The organism is Caballeronia sp. NK8 (assembly GCF_018408855.1).
Taxonomy (GTDB): Bacteria; Pseudomonadota; Gammaproteobacteria; order Burkholderiales; family Burkholderiaceae; genus Caballeronia.
Genome location: NZ_AP024322.1, coordinates 793,429 through 811,040, shown reverse-complemented (window position 1 = coordinate 811,040; position 17,612 = coordinate 793,429). Strand labels below are relative to the sequence as shown.

Genomic DNA, 17,612 nt, shown 5'->3' with positions numbered 1-17,612 from the left:
CTCAGCGCAGCAGCGCCACGAACGACGAAATCAACCGGTCCATATCGTTCGCATCGAGCGCGCCCATCGTCGAAATGCGGAACAGTTCCTTCGAGAAACCGCCCTGCCCCGCGTAGATCACGAAGCCCTTGGCCTTGAGCGCATCGTGCAGGGTTTCATACGTCACGCCCGCAGGCAGCCGATACGCCCGTAACACCACCGACGACTCCTCCGGCGGCAACGCGCTCTCGATACCCAGCGACGCCAGCCCCGCGCGCACCTGCTCCGCCAGCCGCGCATAGCGCGCGTGACGCGCACGCCAGCCGCCTTCTTCCTCGAACTCGCGCAGCGCTTCGACCAGCGCATAGTACGCATGCACGGACGGCGTGAACGGCGTGTTGCGCTCGTCCTGCAGCTTCGCGAGGCGCGCGATGCCGAGGTAGTAGTTGCGGCTCGCGGCCTGCTTCAGCGCGTCACGTCGGGCGATGACGAACGCCGCGCCCGGCACACCGTGCAGGCACTTGTTCGCGGTCGCCGCAATCGCGGCGATGCCGCCGCCGTCGAAATCGATCGCTTCAGCGCCGAAGCTGCTCACCGCGTCGAGCAGCAGGCCGATGCCGCGCTCGCCGCACGCGCGCGACAGTTGATCGATTGCGTTCAGGCGGCCCGTCGTCGTTTCGTGATGGATGATCGCGACGTTCGTGAACTTTTCGCTGTCGAGCCGCGCGATGATCGCGTCGATGTCGGGCGCCTGCATCCACTCGTACTTCACGACTTCGTGGTCGATGTGATACTGCCGCGCGATCTGCGCGATGCGATCGCCATACACGCCGTTTTCCACGACGAGCAGACGCCCGCCTTCCGGCACGAGACCGGCGATCATGCTTTCGACCGCGGCGGTGCCCGAGCCCGTCATCAGCACGGCGCTCCAGACGGCCGGATCGAGCTCGTAAGCGGCGACGAGACGCCGGCGCGCCTCATCCTGAAGATCAAAGAACTCCGGCTCGCGATGGCACAAGTCGGTTTGCAGCAGGCTCCTGCGCACGCGTTCGCTCAGCGTGACAGGACCCGGATTGAGCAGCAGCATCAACGGCCTCCAATGTGTTGTTGCAAGCGCGCGCGCACGTCCTCGGGCGTGACCTTCGGGCGCGGCAGGTCGCCGGGCGTGCCGGTTCGGATCGACAGACGCGCGAAACGGGCGCCGTCGACATCCTTCGCGTCGAGGAGACGATCGATCACGCCGATGTCGTCGCCGTCGAGCGCGAGCGCGTAGCCGCACGCCGACGCGATCGACGCGAAATCGACTTCGCGCGAAACGGTCGCCTGGCCGCCCGTCGATTCGTGCGCGCCGTTATCGAGCAGCAAGTGAACCAGATTCGACGGACCGTACGCGCCGAGCGTCGCGAAAACGCCCATACGCATGAGCGCCGCGCCGTCGCCGTCGAGCGCGACCACGCGCAGATCGGGGCGCGAGAGCGCGAGGCCGAGCGCCATCGGCGTGACGCAGCCCATCGAGCCGACGAGATAGAGCTGGTTCGCGCGGTCATCGATCGCGTACAACTCGCGGCCGCAAAAGCCCGTCGATGCGAGCACGACGGTCGAATCCTCCGGCGTGCCGGCGATGACTCTTTGCAGCGCGTCGTGACGCGTGACGCGCTCGCCTTCGAAGCGCTTCACGGTCGCCGGACGCGCATTGGCGCGCACGCCCGACAGACCCGTCTTCTTCAACTCGTAGGGCGCGACGCTGCCCTTCTGCATGACGAGCGCATACGGACGGCCGGTGCTGTCCATGTACGCCGTCACGCGATCGAGCGCCGGGCCGATCTGGTCGGCTTCCGTCGGGAACAGTTCCCACGGAATCTCCATCGTCTCGAGCATCTGCGGGGTGATCGGGCCCATCAGCGCGTGCTGCGGTTCATCGTGCACGCCGGGCTGGCCGCGCCATGTGACGATCAGCAGTTGCGGCAGCCGGAACGTCCAGGTGAGCGACGTCAGCGGACTCACCGCGTTGCCGAGACCGGAGTTCTGCATCATCGCGATGCCGCGACGCTTCTTCCCGCCGCCCAACGCGACGCCCGCGATCAGCGCGACCGCATCGCCTTCGTTCGCCGCCGATACGTAATGCAGCGATTCATCCTGCAACACGTAGTTGATGAAGGGCGTGAGAAACGAGCACGGCACGCCCGCATACCAGTCGAAACCACGCTCGCGCGCGGCTTCGACGAACTGGGCGGCCTCAATCACGCGCGTTCTCCGAGCCTTCCGAACCGATCGGCGTCTGACCGTGCGCGAAATCGCCCGCGCGACGGAAATCGTCGAGATCGTTCACGCCGCGCCAGTGACCGTGCACGTATTGCACTTCGATCTTCTGACCGGCCGCGAGCAACGCGTTGAGCAGCGCGGCCGTGTCGAGCGTGTCGAAGTCGGCGCGCTCTTGCAATGCTTGCAGCGTCGCGAGCAGACGTTCACGCGCACCCGCGCGCACCTTGATGAGACCCATCCAGCGGCCTTGCGGCGCGCGGCCGTCGGACAACGCCTGGCCCGCGCCGACCACGCTTTCCAGCCAGACTTTCTGGCCAAACAGCGCGCGGTCGTCGGCGGTCGAGCAGTATGCGAAGTCGGTTGCGCTCGCGCCCGTCTGCGGCGTTTGCGACGAATCGACGACCACGCAGAAGTCGCTGTCCGACTCGGTCAGATCGCGCAGGATGTAGCTGCGGAACAGCAGGTCGCCGTAGGAAATCACGGTATCGCCATTCATGTGCCCGACCGCGCACGCGAGCGACGCGAGTTCGCCCGTGGATTCGTGCTTCTCGTTGACGACGACTCGGATGCCGCCCTTTTCGATCGCATCGGCGCGATAACCGCCCACCACGGTGATGTCGTTGATGCTTTCCTTCTTGAACGCTTCGACCAGATGGCGCAGAAGCGGCTTGCCCGCGACCGGCAGCATGACCTTCGGACGGTCTTCGGTGAGCGCTTCGAGGCCTGCGCCGCGGCTCGCGGCCAGCACGATCGCGCTGCGCTTCTCGTTGGCCGCGCTCAGATAAATGTTCTCGGCAGCCGAGTACTCGTCCGCGTCCTGCAGACGGAAGATCTCATTCACCGAGGCGATGCGGTCTTCCACGTTCACGAGCGTCTCGCTGTCGTGGATTTCCTTCGCGATCGCCTGCATCGCGGAGACCGCGCCGCGAATCAGATGGTTCGCCCAGATCACGCAGCTGATGCCGGCCTGACGGAACGCGTCGGTCGGCGTGCTGTAGTACTTCGTCGGCACGATGACGAGCGGACCGCGACCGGCCCACTCGCGTGCGAACGTCAGGATCTCGTCGGGCTTCGAGAGCTTGCTGTGGATCAGGATCGCGTCCGCGCCCGCCCGGCGATACGCCTCGGCGCGCTTGAGCGCTTCTTCCATACCCCAGCCCGCGATCAGCGCTTCCACGCGCGCGACGATCGAAAAGTTCGGATCGCTCTGCGAATCCTTGCCGGCCTTGATCTTGCCGCAGAACTCGTCGATGTCGGCAAGCGGCTGCGCCTCGCCGTTGATGAAGCTGTTGGTCTTCGGAAACTGCTTGTCCTCGATGCACACGCCCGCGATGCCGCGCTGCTCCAGCTTCTTCACGAGCCGGCGCACGTTGTTGAAGTTGCCGTAGCCCGTGTCGCCGTCGAGCAGGATCGGCAGATCGCTCGCGTCGGCCATGAATTCGAGGTTGTCGACGACCTGCGTCCAGCTCGCTTCGTTGTTGTCGCGTACGCCGAACTGCGCGGAAATCGACAGGCCGGAGCCCCAGATCGCCTTGAAGCCCGCTTCCTTCGCGATGCGCGCCGAAATGCCGTTGTGCGCTTCCATCAGGAATTCGAGGCGATTGCTTTGCAGCATCTCGCGCAGACGCATGGTGCGCGAATAGCCGACGGGAATGTTTCCGGGTGCGTTCATTGTTGTGATGCTCCTGCAAACTGACTCAGCGCGTTCAATTGCGGCAGCACTTCGTCGGCCGCGCGCTTCACGTCGTTCTGAAAATCGATTTCGATCCACGGTGCGCCGGTCACGTCGGCGATATCGAACACGTGGGACGGGTTTTGCACATTCTCCAGCAACAGGTCGCGCACCGCTTCTTCGTGCGGCATCTTCGCGCGGCCGGTCGCGACATAGTCCGCGCAGATTTCGGCGAGACGCGTGGCCGTCGCCTGATCGAAGCGGAAAAAGCCGACCGATTCGCCGATCGTGTCGTACTTCAGGCCCGCCGCGACCTGCTTGCGCAGCTCGACCGGCACGCCATTGTCGACGCACAGCTTCACGGGTTCGTCGCCCGCTTCGAAATCGCGGTCGATCAACAGGCGATTCACCGGGCCGCCCGCGACGAGCGGCTCGAAAATGCGTTCGTCGTAGAGCACGTCGGCGTCCATCAGCAGAACGTCGCCGCCGCGCGTCATCGCGTCGCGCGCGGTGTGCACCGACAGCACGCTGCCGAGCGTGAATTCGTCGTTGACGACGATTTCGGTCTTCGGCTTCCAGTCGATCGATGCGAGTTCCGCCTCGATCTGCTCGCTCTTGAAGCCGGTCACGAAGACGACTTCATCGACACTCGCGGCTTTCAAAAAGTGCAGATGACGCTCCAGCAGCGATGCATCACCAAACCGCAGCAGACACTTCGGCTTTTGCTGGCCTTCGGGCTGAACGAGGCGCAAGCCCATCCCGGCCGCAAGAATAATTGCGCGCATGCTTGTTTTCCCTTCGTGGGTGGGTCAGTCGATGTCCGGCACGCGCGCGAGACGGCGGCGCTGCCAGCCTTTTTCAACGAAATGCAGATAGACGATGCCCGGCACGCCGAGCAGCAGTTCCCGCGCGCGCTTGGCGAGCGACAGCGCAAGCGCCGCCTCGGGCGGCAGGCCGACCAGACGCGCGAGCAGCAGATAGCCGCCTTCCTGCACGCCGAGCGAGCCGGGAATGGCGAACGCGGCGCCGCGAATCGCCTGGCCGAGGCTTTCGAGCAACAGCGCTTCCGCCCAGCCGACCGGATGGCCGAGCAGATGCAGCGCGAGCCACACCTCGCCCGTGCCGACGATCCAGCCAACCAGACTCAGGCCGAAGCTCGCCGCGACCTTGCCGCGCTCGCGATACATCTCGTGCACGGCGGCATCGACGGCTTCGGCGCGCGTGACGAGCGACGACCAGTCGCGCTTCGCCGAGAATTTCGCCGCGATGCCGGACGCGAAGCGCATCGCGCGGCCAAACAGACCGCGCCGCTGCGCCAGATAGAAACCGAAGATCATCACGCCGATCACGCCGATCACCGCCAGCACGGCGATCGTCACGGTCGACGACGAACCGCCCCCGACATAACCCGTCAGGAGCACGACGCCGATCAGCGCGAAGATCAGTTGCGCGACGGTCTGCATCGTCGTGCTGACGGTGATGACGGCGGCGGCGTCGCGCGCGCGCATGCCGCGCTGCGCAAGGTAGCGGACCATCAGCATCGGCCCGCCGATCTGGCCGGCGGGCATCAGGCTGTTTACGGATTCGCCGGCCCAGCGTGCGAGCAAGGCGTCGCGCAGGGAAACGTCGCGCTCCTTGTGCGAGAACAGCACGCTGATTGCGCCGGCGTCGATCAAAAGCGGCACGAAGTGAAAGGCCGCGACCGCGAGCAGACCCCAGCCGGCCGCGGCCAGCGTCGATGCGACCGAACCGAAGCCTTGCCAGCCGAGCAGCGCGATGAACAGCACCACGCCGACGGACAGCAGAAATGTGCCCGCGCGGCTCATGCCTGTCCGGTCTTGCCGCTTTTGCGGCGAAAGACCTGCCTGAAACCGAAATACGCGATCGAGTCCTTCATGTTCGAAATGAAGCGCTGGAACGGCCGCATGTTGGGGTTGGTCACGTACTCGAACGTGAGCGACACGCGCATCTCGTTCTCGCCGAGCGGCGTGATGCGATGGCGCAGCTTGTCGCCGTCGAAGAACACGAATGCGCCCGGCGGATATTGCACCGAACCCGGCTGATCCGGAATGCCGGGCGTTTTGGTGTGCAGCTCGTAATCGAGCCGGCAGGAGGAATCGTCGATCACGCCGAGCAGGAGCGTATAGCGGCGGCCTTCGTAATACGACGTGTCGTAGTGCCAGCCGATGTGATCGCCCGGGCGCGTGTAGAAATACAGCGCGTAGGCGTGCGGATCGTCTTCGGGCGAGAGTTGCAGCTTGTCGCCGGTAATCGTCTCCAGCCACTTGATGAGCGCTTCGGAGCGGTACAAATCCGCGATGAACGGCGCGAGCTTGTCGAGCGTATGGCGGCTGACGCTGCCGCCCGCCTTGTGGCCCGGCAGATAATTGCGGTTCACGGCTGGCATCACGTCGTGCACGGCGGCGATCAGGCGCTCGGTGTAATCGCGCGGCAGGAAGTCCTCTATATAGAGAAACGAACCTTGCTGGCCGTAGTCGTCGCGCAGCTTCGGCGTGTGCAGCGCGGCGAGGCGCGTGTTCAGGGTCGAATCGATGTCGCGCGTCGACGGGCCCGCGCCCGTTGCCGTTTGCGCCGGCCGGGTCAGCGTGTTGTCCGGAGTTGCCGTATCGCTCATCTCACCGCCTGTAGATCATTACCGTCTTTTGCATGCGACGCTTGCGCGTGCCGCTTCAACCGCCGCACGACGCGCCGATAGTCGACCGCCACGTAAATGGCGAAGAGCGGCGCGCCGATCGCCGCCGCGATCAGAAACGGCGTCATGCCGTTCAGGATAGTCACCACCGGCACCAGATACAGCACGTCTTCCGTTTCGAAGCCGGCCATCGACGCCTGCTTCGTGCCCGACTTGCCGACCATCGACTCGACGCGCATGCGCAGGAAGAAAATCAGCGCAACCGCCACGCCCGCGATGCCGCCGAGCCACTGCGCGGGGACGATGATCGACGGATGATGCACGGCGACATAGAACCCGAGGCCGAGGAACAGCAGCACGGTCACGAGCGCGTCGCTCGCGAGGTCGTAGAAGTGCCCGATCTTGCTCGACTTGCCGCTGATGCGCGCGAGTTCGCCATCAGTGTGATCGACGAAATTTGACAGTGCGATCAGGAGTGCGCCGAGCGTGCACATCCAGAACTGACCGAGCGACAGATAATACGCGCCGGCCACACCGATGGCGAGGCGCAGCGTGGTCAGATGGTTGGGTGTTACCGGCGTGCCGACGAGCGGTGTGACGAGACGGCGGGCGAGCCGCGCATCCCATGTGGTGGGCTCGGGAACGGCTTTAGGATTGGGCGGACACGATTTTGTCATCCCGCGAATATATCGCTATTTGGCCGGACCTGCATATATTGCGGCCCCGCGTCGCGGTGATAAATCCTTGTTTGATCAAGGCCCGCGGGCGACTCTGAAATGCCGCGCGGCGCTGTCGACAAAATCGATGTCGACGCGCCGCGGCAAAAATTTCCGACGCGTTCTTGCGCGCCGCTCAGTCGACGGTCTTGGGCGCGGGCGGCGGCGCCGCCGCCGTTTCGTTCGACATGCCGCCGTTCTTGTCCACCGGCAAGGTCACGGTACGCACCGTGCCGTTGCCCAGCGGGAAATCGGCGAGCGCGCTGCGGGTGAGATAGGGCATTGCCTGATAGAGCGAGGCATCGCCCGTGGAATTCACCGCGGTCACTTTGTAGACCTCGCGGCTGTTCTGGCGGTCGGTAATGCGAATCTGCAACGCGTGGATGTACACGGGATAGCTCTGGTCGACATAGCCCGTCGGACCCCACGGACCGTACGGGCCCCAGCCGCCCCACGGGCCCCAGAACGGACGTCCGTAGGGACCGTACATCGGCCACGGATCGTAATAGACCGGCTGGCGCACGGTCATCATGTCGCCACGGACCGAATACGCGAGCGCCACCGAATAACGCGCGCTGGCTTCGGGCACCTGCCGGAAGTTGTACTTCGACAGCTCGTTCGCGACGAGCGTTTCGTAGGTCGTCTGCTCGATGCTGTTCTGCTGCTCGCCCTGTCGCGCGAACGCGTAGGTGCGCGTCACGTCGCTGCCGCTCCAGTCGGAGAAGGCGGTCACCTGCGTCTGCACGTAGGTCGTGCAGCCCGCGAGCCACATCGCCGCCAGTATCAATGCCCATCTGCAGAGCGCCTTGATCGGGAAATTCATGGTCGTCCTCACTCGGAAACTGCCCTTCCTGGTTAGTTATAGTTAGTGCAAGCGCCCGGCGCATGACCGCGCGCGTCGGCGAGACGCCGCTCACGATCGACGGGCGTTTTGTACAATGGTCCGACATGCCGCGCCTGCGTTCGTGCCCTGAACGACACGTCAGGCAATGCGCCCGCGCCGCTCAATTCACTTTGAAGATCTTGCCATGTCCAACACGACCGCAGCCGCAGTGATTCGCCGCCAGGACTACACGCCGCCCGCTTTCCTGATCGACTCCGTCGCACTCGAATTCGACCTCGTGCCGGCGCGCACGGTCGTGAAGAACAGGATGAAGCTGCGCCGCAACCCCGACGCGCAAGGCGACGCCTCGCGTCTCGAACTGATGGGCGAACAGCTCGAATTCGTGCGCGCGACGATCGACGGCGTGGCGCACGCGGATGTCCGCGTCAGTGAGAACGGGCTGTCCATCGGCAATATTCCTGCGGATGACTTCGAGCTTAGCATCGAGAACATTTGCAATCCGGCCGAGAATACGACGCTCTCCGGACTTTATGTCTCCAGCGGCAATTTCTTTACGCAGTGCGAAGCCGAGGGCTTTCGGCGCATCACCTATTTCCTCGATCGCCCGGACGTGATGGCCACCTATACCGTCACGCTGCGCGCCGACAAGACCGCTTATCCGGTGCTGCTGTCGAACGGCAATCTGATCGGCGAAGGCGATCTGCCCGATGGCCGCCACTTCGCCCAGTGGGAAGACCCGTTCAAGAAGCCGAGCTATCTGTTCGCGCTCGTCGCGGGCAAGCTCGTGTGTATCGAAGAGCGCATCCGGTCGGGCTCGGGCAAGGAGAAGCTGCTGCAGGTCTGGGTCGAGCCGCAGGACCTCGACAAGACGCGTCATGCGATGGATTCGCTCATCAACTCGATCCGCTGGGACGAAAAGCGCTTCGGGCTGGAGCTGGATCTGGACCGCTTCATGATCGTCGCGGTAAGCGACTTCAATATGGGCGCGATGGAGAACAAGGGGCTCAACATCTTCAACACGAAGTATGTGCTCGCGAATCCCGAAACCGCGACGGACACCGACTTCTCCAACATCGAAGCCGTGGTCGGCCACGAGTATTTCCATAACTGGACCGGCAACCGCGTGACCTGCCGCGACTGGTTCCAGCTGAGCCTGAAGGAAGGCCTGACCGTGTTTCGCGATCAGGAATTTTCCGCCGACATGTCCGCCGGCGATGTCGATGGCGCCGCCAGCGCCGCCGCGCGCGCGACCAAGCGCATCGAGGACGTGCGCGTGCTGCGGCAGATGCAGTTCGCCGAGGACGCCGGCCCGATGGCGCATCCGGTGCGCCCGGAGAGCTACGTCGAGATCAACAACTTCTACACGATGACCGTCTACGAAAAAGGCTCGGAAGTCGTGCGGATGTATCAGACGCTGTTCGGCCGCGACGGTTTTCGCCGCGGCATGGATCTCTACTTCCAGCGCTTCGACGGCCAGGCCGTGACTTGCGACGACTTCCGCCACGCACTCGCCGACGCAAATCAGCGCGATCTCGCGCAGTTCGAGCGCTGGTACAGCCAGGCGGGCACGCCGCGCGTGTCGGTCCGTGCGTCCTACGACGCCGCGAACAAGCGCTATACGCTGTCGCTCGCGCAGGGCTACGGCGACGCATCGGAGGCGGCCCGCGACACGCAAAAAGGCCCGCTGCTGATTCCGTTCTCAGTCGGCCTGATCGGCAGCAACGGCGCGGATCTGCCCCTGCGGCTCGACGGCGAAAAAGAACCGAATGGCACGACGCGCGTGCTCGAATTCACGGAACGCGATCAGTCGTTCACTTTCGTCGACGTGAACGAGGCGCCGCTGCCTTCGCTGCTGCGCAATTTCTCGGCGCCGGTGATCGTCGAATACGACTACACGAACGATGAACTCGCGTTCCTGCTCGCGCACGACAGCGATCCGTTCAACCGCTGGGAAGCCGGCCAGCGCCTCGCCACGCGCGAGCTGCTCGCGCTCGCCGAGCGCGCGGCGAAGGGCGAAGCGCTTGCCATCGACGATCAGGTGATCGCCGCCTTCGCGCGCGTGCTCGACGACACCACGCTCACGCCCGCGTTCCGCGAACTCGCGCTGATGCTGCCGTCGGAAAGCTATCTCGCCGAGCAGATGGCCGTGTCCGATCCCGCCGCGGTGCACGCCGCGCGCGTCTTCATGAGCCGCCGCCTCGCGTCGCAATTGCGCGACAAGTGGCTCGCGACCTATGAAGCCAATCGCACGCCGGGCGAATACCGTCCGGTGTCGGAAGATGCCGGCAAGCGCGGGCTCAAGAACCTCGCCCTCGCCTATCTGAGCCAGCTCGACGATCCGCGCGAAGCGGTCAAGCTCGCGCAGGCGCAGTACGATGCCGCCAACAACATGACCGACCGTTCGGCGGCGCTTTCGGCGCTGTTGCTCGCGAGCGCGACGAAGGGCGCGGACGCGAGCGTCGCCGACGCGGCGCTGGCCGACTTCTATCGCCGCTTCGAGAACGAGGCGCTCGTCATCGACAAGTGGTTCGCGCTCCAGGCGACTCAGCGCGGCGGGCCGGACCGCAAGGTAATCGAGATCGTGCGCAAGCTGATGCAGCATCAGGCGTTCAACCTCAAGAACCCGAACCGCGCGCGCTCGCTGATCTTCAGCTTCTGCAGCGGCAACCCGGCGCAGTTCCATGCCGCCGACGGCTCCGGTTACGCGTTCTGGGCCGAACAGGTGATCGCGCTCGATGCGCTCAATCCGCAGGTCGCCGCGCGGCTCGCGCGCGGACTCGAACTGTGGCGCCGCTTCACGCCGCAACTTCGCGAGAAGATGCACGCCGCCTTGAGCGAAGTCGCGTCGAAGGCGAAATCGCGCGACGTGCGCGAAGTGGTCGAAAAGGCGCTCGCCGCTTAAGCGCTGTTCGTCAGGCGTTTTGCCTGTTCAACGGCCGCCGCGCGAGGACTTCGCGCGGCGGCCGTTCTCGCTTATGGCGGATGTCCGCTGTCGCTGTCACATGGAGCGGCCGGGTCGAACGGTTAGAATCGTGAATATTCGTCTAACGCTCACGGAGCCCCAGCATGTCCTCCATCTCCAGCCGCACCACGCTGTCGAAATACCTGATCGAGCAGCAGCGTGAACACCAGAACCTGCCGGCCGACCTGCGTCTCCTGATCGAAGTCGTCGCGCGCGCGTGCAAGCAGATCAGCTATCACGTGAGCAAGGGCGCGCTGGGCGAAGCGCTCGGCAGCGCCGGCAGCGAAAACGTTCAGGGCGAAGTGCAGAAGAAGCTCGACGTGCTCTCGAACGAAATCCTGCTCGAAGCCAACGAATGGGGCGGCAATCTGGCCGCGATGGCATCGGAAGAAATGGAAAAAATCTTCCCGATTCCGAACCGCTACCCGAAGGGCAATTACCTGCTGACATTCGATCCGCTCGACGGCTCGTCGAACATCGACGTGAACGTGTCGATCGGCACCATTTTTTCGGTGCTGCGCTGCCCGGACGGCGTCGAGCCGAGCGAGCAGGCGTTCATGCAGGCGGGTTCGCAGCAGGTCGCAGCAGGCTACGCGGTGTACGGCCCGCAAACCGTGCTGGTGCTGACGACTGGCAACGGCGTGAACTGCTTCACGCTCGATCGCGAACTCGGCTCGTGGGTGCTCACGCAGCGCGATATGACGATTCCCGTCGAAACGCGCGAGTACGCGATCAATGCGTCGAATTCGCGCCACTGGTATGAGCCGGTGCAGCGCTATATCGGCGAACTGAACGCCGGTAAGGACGGCGCGCGCCAGGAAGACTTCAACATGCGCTGGATCGCATCGATGGTCGCGGACGTGCACCGCATCCTGAACCGTGGCGGCATCTTCATGTATCCGGCCGACAAGCGCGATCCGTCGAAGCCGGGCAAGCTGCGTCTGATGTACGAGGCGAACCCGATGGCGTTCATCGTCGAGCAGGCCGGCGGCGCCGCGACGAACGGCGAGCAACGCATTCTCGACATCCAGCCGACCAGCCTGCACCAGCGCGTGCCGGTGTTCCTCGGCTCGAAGGGCGAAGTCGATCGCGTGACCCGCTACCATCTCGAAAAGAAAAATTGATCTAAGGTATTGCCAAGAGGAAAAAGCCTCTGCATAATCTCACTTCTTCGTTGCTGACGAACTAAACGAACGCAACAATGGAGCCGGAATAGCTCAGACGGTAGAGCAGCGCATTCGTAATGCGAAGGTCGGGGGTTCGATTCCTCTTTCCGGCACCAACGAGATTCAGCAGTATCGAGACCCGTGATCACGCAAGTGACACGGGTTTTTTGCTTTTGAGGCGCCTTCTGCGTTTCGCATTTTCGCAACGATCACTCGACGCGTTCACAACATTGCGATTCGCACAGAAAATCGGCCCCACCGATTTCAAGAACCGCCCCGCCGCGTGGCTGATTCGCCTCATATGTGCGCTTTCGTACAACAACGAGCTATTTTCCGCTTTGCACCATGAAGCGTCAACGCAGGTTTCCCGGTATCGTTATATCCATAGAGGAAAAGCTACAGTCTAAGTAAGCGACTGACGCGTTTCGTGCAGAGCCAGGCGGGACGCGGCTCGCCGGGCTGCCGTCAGCACTGGCGAACCTGTATTTTTTGCAGCAGTGGATTCGAGGGACAGCGAATAATTACCGATGCTTTCATCCGTTGATAATCAGACGCACCAAGTCGGCTCAAGCCGAAGCGGTTCCGATCCGATAAAGCATCCATAGAGGGAAAGGTTAACTGGTATTTCAGCTATTTCAGCCGCATGCGGCGGCGCAAAAGCCGCAACGGCCAGGTTGGCGCAATTGTTGTAGTCATTGAGGAGAGAAATCATGGACGCAAAACCGACGAAAATCCCGACGCCCGACAAGGTGTACTGTCCGGATCCGGAACCGGTTGGCGTCGAATTTCTCGCGACTGAGCTGCCCGAGCATGTGCGCGCGTTCTTCGACGAACAGCGCAACTCGGCGCAGTCGAAATAGGCGGACACGCTGGATCACGCCGTCGTCGTGAGAACGACGCCCGTTGCGCGCGGCGCAACCGGACCGTCCGGTCCGCACATGGCTCACGCCAGGCCGCGTCGCGCCCCTCGTCCATGACCACATCGGGGTGAGTCGTGCGGTGCGGCTCGCCTCGTCGATTCGTCCTTCCGATCGGAGAGCAGTGCGCTATTCTGGCGCTTTTGCCCGCTAACCGATGCGCCGTCGATCGAAATCTTCCCTCCTCGCCTCCGCCGCTGTCGCCTGCGCACTCGCGTTCGCCGCGCCCGCATCCGTGCATGCCGACGGCGACGACACCCCGTTCACCAATCTCATCGCGCTCGTCTCGCAACGGCTCGCGCTCGCGGAGCCGGTCGCGCGCTGGAAATGGGCGCATCAGGAGCCGATCACCGATGCGCCGCGCGAAGAGGCGCTGCTCAAGCAGGTCGAAGCCAAGGCCAGCGCCGCGCAGGTCGATCCCGAGTTCGCGCGGCAGTTCTTTCGCGACCAGATCGACGCGAGCAAGGATGTGCAGAACGCGCTGTTCGCCAACTGGCGCGCGCTGAAAGCCGCGCCGGAAACATCGCCGCCCGATCTCGCCACGGACACGCGTCCGAAGCTCGATCGGCTCACGCAGTCGCTCGTATCCGCCCTCGCGCACGTCGAGCCGATTCGTCATGCGGAAGATTGCCCCGTTCGGCTAGCGGAAAGCGTCGCGCGATGGAAGCATCTGACGCGCTACAACTCGTCGATGAATGCGCCGCTCATGCACGCGCTGTCGCACGTCTGCGCGACAGGCGGCGTGGGCGCGGTCGGATAATGCCGCTTCAGACAGCGGTGGCGAGCGTGGCCGAGACAAGCGGCGTCACGACGAGCCCACGCGCGAGGCGCTCGCCGAGGATGCGATAGGTCGACAGTTCGAATGCGGGTTCGTCGGCGCTCGCGCGCAGTGCGCCGGCTTGCGCGAGCGTGCTGGTCGTGCCGAGATAGCACCAGTTGTCGATGACGTGCCACGCGCGCTCGCCCGATGCATCGTCGCGCTCTTCGATCGCGATGCCGCCCGCATACGGCCACGGCGCGCCGCGCGCGTCGCCGGGACGCGACTTCGGCGCGCGATTGAGTGCCGGACGCGCGTTCGCGATCCATTGCGCCTCCGCCAGCAGCGCGCCGATTTCGCCACCGGTCGCTTTCCATTCCAGGCGGCGCACCAGCGCCGCAAGACGCAGATCCTTCGCCGAACGCCGCGGCCCGACGAGATGCGAACGCACCCGCTGACGCAGGCGCACGCTGCGGCCTGCGTAGACCGGTGCGTCGTCGTCGCCATAGAACATATAGACGCCGCAGCCGGCGGGCATTTGCTCGATGGTGTCTTCGTCGATGTGCGCGGCGAGCTGGAAGCGGCGCGTCACGCGGTCGAGATGCGCGCGCAGCACGTCCGGCGCGTGCGCGCGATGCAGGTGTTGCCAGAACTGCCAGAGCAGGTCGGCATCGGCGAGCGCACGGTGCCGTGCGGCGGGGACGAGCGCGTGTCGTTCGACGAGCGCGTCAAGACCATGACGGCTCTCGGCCGGATACACCGCGCGCGAAAGCTGCACTGTGCACAGCACGTCGGGCGCGAAGCGAAGACCCATGCGCCTGAATTCGCCCTTGAGAAAGCCGTGATCGAAGTGCGCGTTATGCGCGACGAACAGCCGGCCGTTCATCCGTTCGAGCAGACCGGCGGCGAGCTGTTCGAAAGTCGGGGCATCGCGGACCATGGCATCGGTGATGCCGGTCAACTGCTGGATGAATGCGGGAATCGGCTTTTGCGGATTGACGAGCGATGTCCATTGCGACACCCCCGTTGGCCCGACCTCCACGATGCCGACCTCGGTGATGCGATCCACGCCGAAAGTCGCGCCGGTCGTTTCGAGATCGACGAATACGATGGGTGCGGAGGGATAGGCAAAGCTTGCGGACGGATCGAGAAGCATCGTGGACGACGGGAAGACGGCGCGTCAGGCCTGGATGGAGCGTGTGCTGGATTGCCCATTCTAACGCAGCGTAGGGCCTGGGCTTTGGATGGCGCCCGTCGCGCTGATGCCGCTCAAAATTCTTGCCCGATACCATCGACGCTTTTTATTTTATTTGAGCCGGACCGTTGCGGTGTATTGAATAGTCACTGCAATGTTACATCAGGATTAAAAATCGCAATAGCGAGTAACCCGTAATCGCATTCCCTTATTCCATGATTACTGAGTGCTGGCGTAAGGCTTCGTCAGCATGGACCGCACCATCGCTCGCGAGCGCGCTCCTGCACGGGACCACGCACCTGCGCCGAAGCCGCGCGGAGCTTGAGTGTCATGGCGCTTCGTGGACTCATGCCGAGCAAAAATCATAATCAATTTTCGCGATAAAAAACGTGTATTTTAAATCACCTTCGCGCCGATCCTTTGTGCTTGCTGCGATTTTAATATCCGCAAAAACCATACCGAGCGAATATCACCAAACTTGAATTGATCGTGAAAACATTCGATTAAAAACAAACGCGCCATTTCCAGCGACGAGATTATCCCGAGCGTGACTGCCGATTCAAATTGCCCGATCCTCCAGCATTAAGCAAGATGGAAACTAAGCGACAACTTAAATGTAATAGAGAACGCCGACGATGATCCAAACATCAAGACGACCGAAGCCGTTTCATCGCGCGAATTCGTTACCGCATGGCATCGCGATTACTGGCAGAGCCTTCCCGCTCCGCCCCTGTACGCAAGGCGCTTCGCCACCCGCATCTGAGAGAATCGGGCAAAAAAAAGCGCGACCGGAAAGTCGCGCTGACAAAGTTTGGAGATCTTTTTCCGTCAACGAAAAAGTCTGCTTCGGAAAGCAGAAATGACAGTATAGCGATGAGGCCCGCATTAATTACCTGCAAAATTCGCAAACTTCTGTTTCGAATACATCAACAATCGAATTTGGGAAATATTACGTTGTATTTTCGCGCCAACTCATGTCGCGCTTGCGCAACGTCGTTTAGTTGACACCTCTTCACTTACGACTTTATTCGCCGATAAATCATTGTATATAAAGAAAAATATACGCCCCGTCGATCATTGCCGCATCAACAATGGTTTATTGCGGAATTCGGAACGCCTCGCCTGTAACGCCGTCTTTACACTTCGTCTGGTCCGGAAACAAATGTGTCGGCGTCGCCGATGCATTGCTCCTCCGCCCGCGCCTCTCGCAGCGCCACGGAGCGAAGTTTCCACAAAGCCTGGGTCCTCGGCCCCTATCTGCTCTCGGAGTTACAAAGATGAAAAAGACTCTCATGGTCGCCGCCCTGTCGGGCGTTTTTGCTACCGCCGCCCATGCGCAAAGCAGCGTCACGCTTTACGGCCTGATCGATGCGGGCATCACCTACACGAACAACCAGATCACGCAGGTCGGCGGCCCGGGCCACAGCAACTTCAAGGCGACGAGCGGTTCGGTCAACGGCAGCCGTTGGGGCTTGCGCGGGTCTGAAGACCTCGGCGGCGGCCTGAAGGCGATCTTCACGTTGGAGAACGGCTTCAACATCATGAACGGCACGAACGGCCAGGGCGGTCGTGAGTTTGGCCGTCAGGCATTCGTCGGTCTGTCGAGCAACCAGTTCGGCTCGATCACCCTCGGCCGTCAATATGACTCCGTGGTCGACTTCATGGGCCCGCTGGCTCTGACGGGCACGCAGTACGGCGGCACGCAGTTCGCCCACCCGTTCGACAACGACAACCTCGACAATACGTTCCGCGTCAACAACTCGGTCAAGTACACGAGCGCGAACTACGCTGGCTTCAAGCTGGGCGCGATGTACGGCTTCTCGAACGAAGCAGGCGGCTTCGCGGATAACCGCGCATACAGCGTCGGCGCGTCGTACAACTACGGCCCGTTGAATGTCGCTGCTGCGTACATGCAACTGAACAACGTCGGCTCGCCGACCAACAACGTCAACGGCGCGATCACGACCGACAACACGCCGTTCGTCGCTGGCCGTCAGCGCATCTTCGGCGGTGGCCTGAACTACGCGTTCGGCCCGGCAACCGTCGGCTTCGTGTTCACGCAAACGATGCTGGACAACGCTTCGTCGATCACGAGCGTCGGCACGCAAGGCGCCGGTTCGATCAACCTGACCGATGGCCACGTCCGCTTCACGAACTACGAAGTCAACGGCCGCTACAATCTGACGCCGGCTCTGTCGCTGGCGGGTGCGTACACGTACACCGACAGCCGCATCGACGGCGAAAAGCCGAAGTTCCATCAGTTCAGCCTGCAAACGGCGTACGCGCTGTCGAAGCGTACCGACGTCTACCTGCAAGGCGAGTACCAGCACATGACCGACCAGGAAAACCTTCCCATCGGCGCAGTGATCAACGGCGTCGGCATGTCGTCGGGCTCGAATCAGGTGTCGGCAACGGTTGGCATGCGTCACCGCTTCTAAGCTTCACCCGCAGTATCGCTGTAGAAAAGCCGCTCTTTCGAGCGGCTTTTT

Annotated in this window: 14 protein-coding genes and 1 tRNA gene; 6 read left to right on the top strand and 9 right to left on the bottom strand. The window is 63.0% G+C overall.

Annotated features, from left to right (window positions below; translation table 11 throughout):
- Position 1 precedes the first annotated feature (1 nt).
- From NK8_RS03805 to NK8_RS03770, 8 genes are all read right to left on the bottom strand, one after another.
- On the bottom strand, positions 2 to 1,066 hold the full coding sequence (locus NK8_RS03805; protein WP_213227544.1) for a 2-aminoethylphosphonate aminotransferase: 1,065 nt from the start codon (positions 1,064 to 1,066) through the stop codon (positions 2 to 4).
- A complete protein-coding gene (gene aepY, locus NK8_RS03800; protein ID WP_213227541.1) occupies positions 1,066 to 2,223 on the bottom strand; it encodes a phosphonopyruvate decarboxylase in 1,158 nt (385 codons plus the stop codon). Before aepY ends, NK8_RS03805 begins: the two co-directional genes overlap by 1 nt.
- A complete protein-coding gene (aepX, locus tag NK8_RS03795; RefSeq protein WP_213227539.1) occupies positions 2,216 to 3,913 on the bottom strand; it encodes a phosphoenolpyruvate mutase in 1,698 nt (565 codons plus the stop codon). Before aepX ends, aepY begins: the two co-directional genes overlap by 8 nt.
- On the bottom strand, positions 3,910 to 4,698 hold the full coding sequence (locus NK8_RS03790) for an NTP transferase domain-containing protein (RefSeq protein WP_213227537.1): 789 nt from the start codon (positions 4,696 to 4,698) through the stop codon (positions 3,910 to 3,912). The genes aepX and NK8_RS03790 overlap by 4 nt, the downstream gene beginning before the upstream one ends.
- Positions 4,699 to 4,722: 24 nt before the next feature.
- A complete protein-coding gene (locus NK8_RS03785) occupies positions 4,723 to 5,739 on the bottom strand; it encodes a flippase-like domain-containing protein (protein ID WP_213227535.1) in 1,017 nt (338 codons plus the stop codon).
- Positions 5,736 to 6,548 (bottom strand): 2OG-Fe(II) oxygenase, encoded by an 813-nt coding sequence (locus NK8_RS03780; RefSeq protein WP_213227533.1) that lies wholly within the window; start codon positions 6,546 to 6,548, stop codon positions 5,736 to 5,738. Before NK8_RS03780 ends, NK8_RS03785 begins: the two co-directional genes overlap by 4 nt.
- Positions 6,545 to 7,243, bottom strand: a complete 699-nt coding sequence (locus NK8_RS03775; RefSeq protein WP_162065145.1) for a CDP-alcohol phosphatidyltransferase family protein — start codon at positions 7,241 to 7,243, stop codon at positions 6,545 to 6,547. The genes NK8_RS03780 and NK8_RS03775 overlap by 4 nt, the downstream gene beginning before the upstream one ends.
- A gap of 175 nt (positions 7,244 to 7,418) precedes the next feature.
- A complete protein-coding gene (locus NK8_RS03770; RefSeq protein ID WP_213227531.1) occupies positions 7,419 to 8,105 on the bottom strand; it encodes a DUF4136 domain-containing protein in 687 nt (228 codons plus the stop codon).
- A gap of 205 nt (positions 8,106 to 8,310) precedes the next feature.
- On the opposite strand from NK8_RS03770, the gene pepN reads away from it, so the two are divergent.
- The 5 genes from pepN (at position 8,311) to NK8_RS03745 (ending at position 13,931) form a co-directional block, all read left to right on the top strand.
- Entirely contained in the window at positions 8,311 to 11,028 is a 2,718-nt protein-coding gene (gene pepN / locus NK8_RS03765) for an aminopeptidase N (protein ID WP_213227529.1), read from the top strand.
- A gap of 164 nt (positions 11,029 to 11,192) precedes the next feature.
- Complete coding sequence (locus NK8_RS03760; RefSeq protein ID WP_162065142.1) at positions 11,193 to 12,212, top strand: class 1 fructose-bisphosphatase; 1,020 nt, start codon at positions 11,193 to 11,195, stop codon at positions 12,210 to 12,212.
- Positions 12,213 to 12,294: 82 nt separating this feature from the next.
- Positions 12,295 to 12,370, top strand: a tRNA-Thr gene (locus tag NK8_RS03755).
- A gap of 594 nt (positions 12,371 to 12,964) precedes the next feature.
- The gene (locus NK8_RS03750) at positions 12,965 to 13,114 is read left to right on the top strand and encodes a hypothetical protein (protein WP_167390499.1); all 150 of its coding nucleotides are present in this window, start codon (positions 12,965 to 12,967) and stop codon (positions 13,112 to 13,114) included.
- Between the two features lie 214 nt (positions 13,115 to 13,328).
- Positions 13,329 to 13,931 (top strand): chorismate mutase, encoded by a 603-nt coding sequence (locus NK8_RS03745; protein WP_213227527.1) that lies wholly within the window; start codon positions 13,329 to 13,331, stop codon positions 13,929 to 13,931.
- Positions 13,932 to 13,938: 7 nt separating this feature from the next.
- On the opposite strand, the gene NK8_RS03740 is transcribed toward NK8_RS03745, so the two are convergent.
- Positions 13,939 to 15,084 (bottom strand): exonuclease domain-containing protein, encoded by a 1,146-nt coding sequence (locus NK8_RS03740; RefSeq protein ID WP_213227525.1) that lies wholly within the window; start codon positions 15,082 to 15,084, stop codon positions 13,939 to 13,941.
- A 1,316-nt stretch (positions 15,085 to 16,400) separates the two neighbouring features.
- Between NK8_RS03740 and NK8_RS03735 the strand changes: the two genes are divergently transcribed.
- The gene (locus NK8_RS03735) at positions 16,401 to 17,561 is read left to right on the top strand and encodes a porin (RefSeq protein ID WP_061179684.1); all 1,161 of its coding nucleotides are present in this window, start codon (positions 16,401 to 16,403) and stop codon (positions 17,559 to 17,561) included.
- Positions 17,562 to 17,612 lie beyond the last annotated feature (51 nt).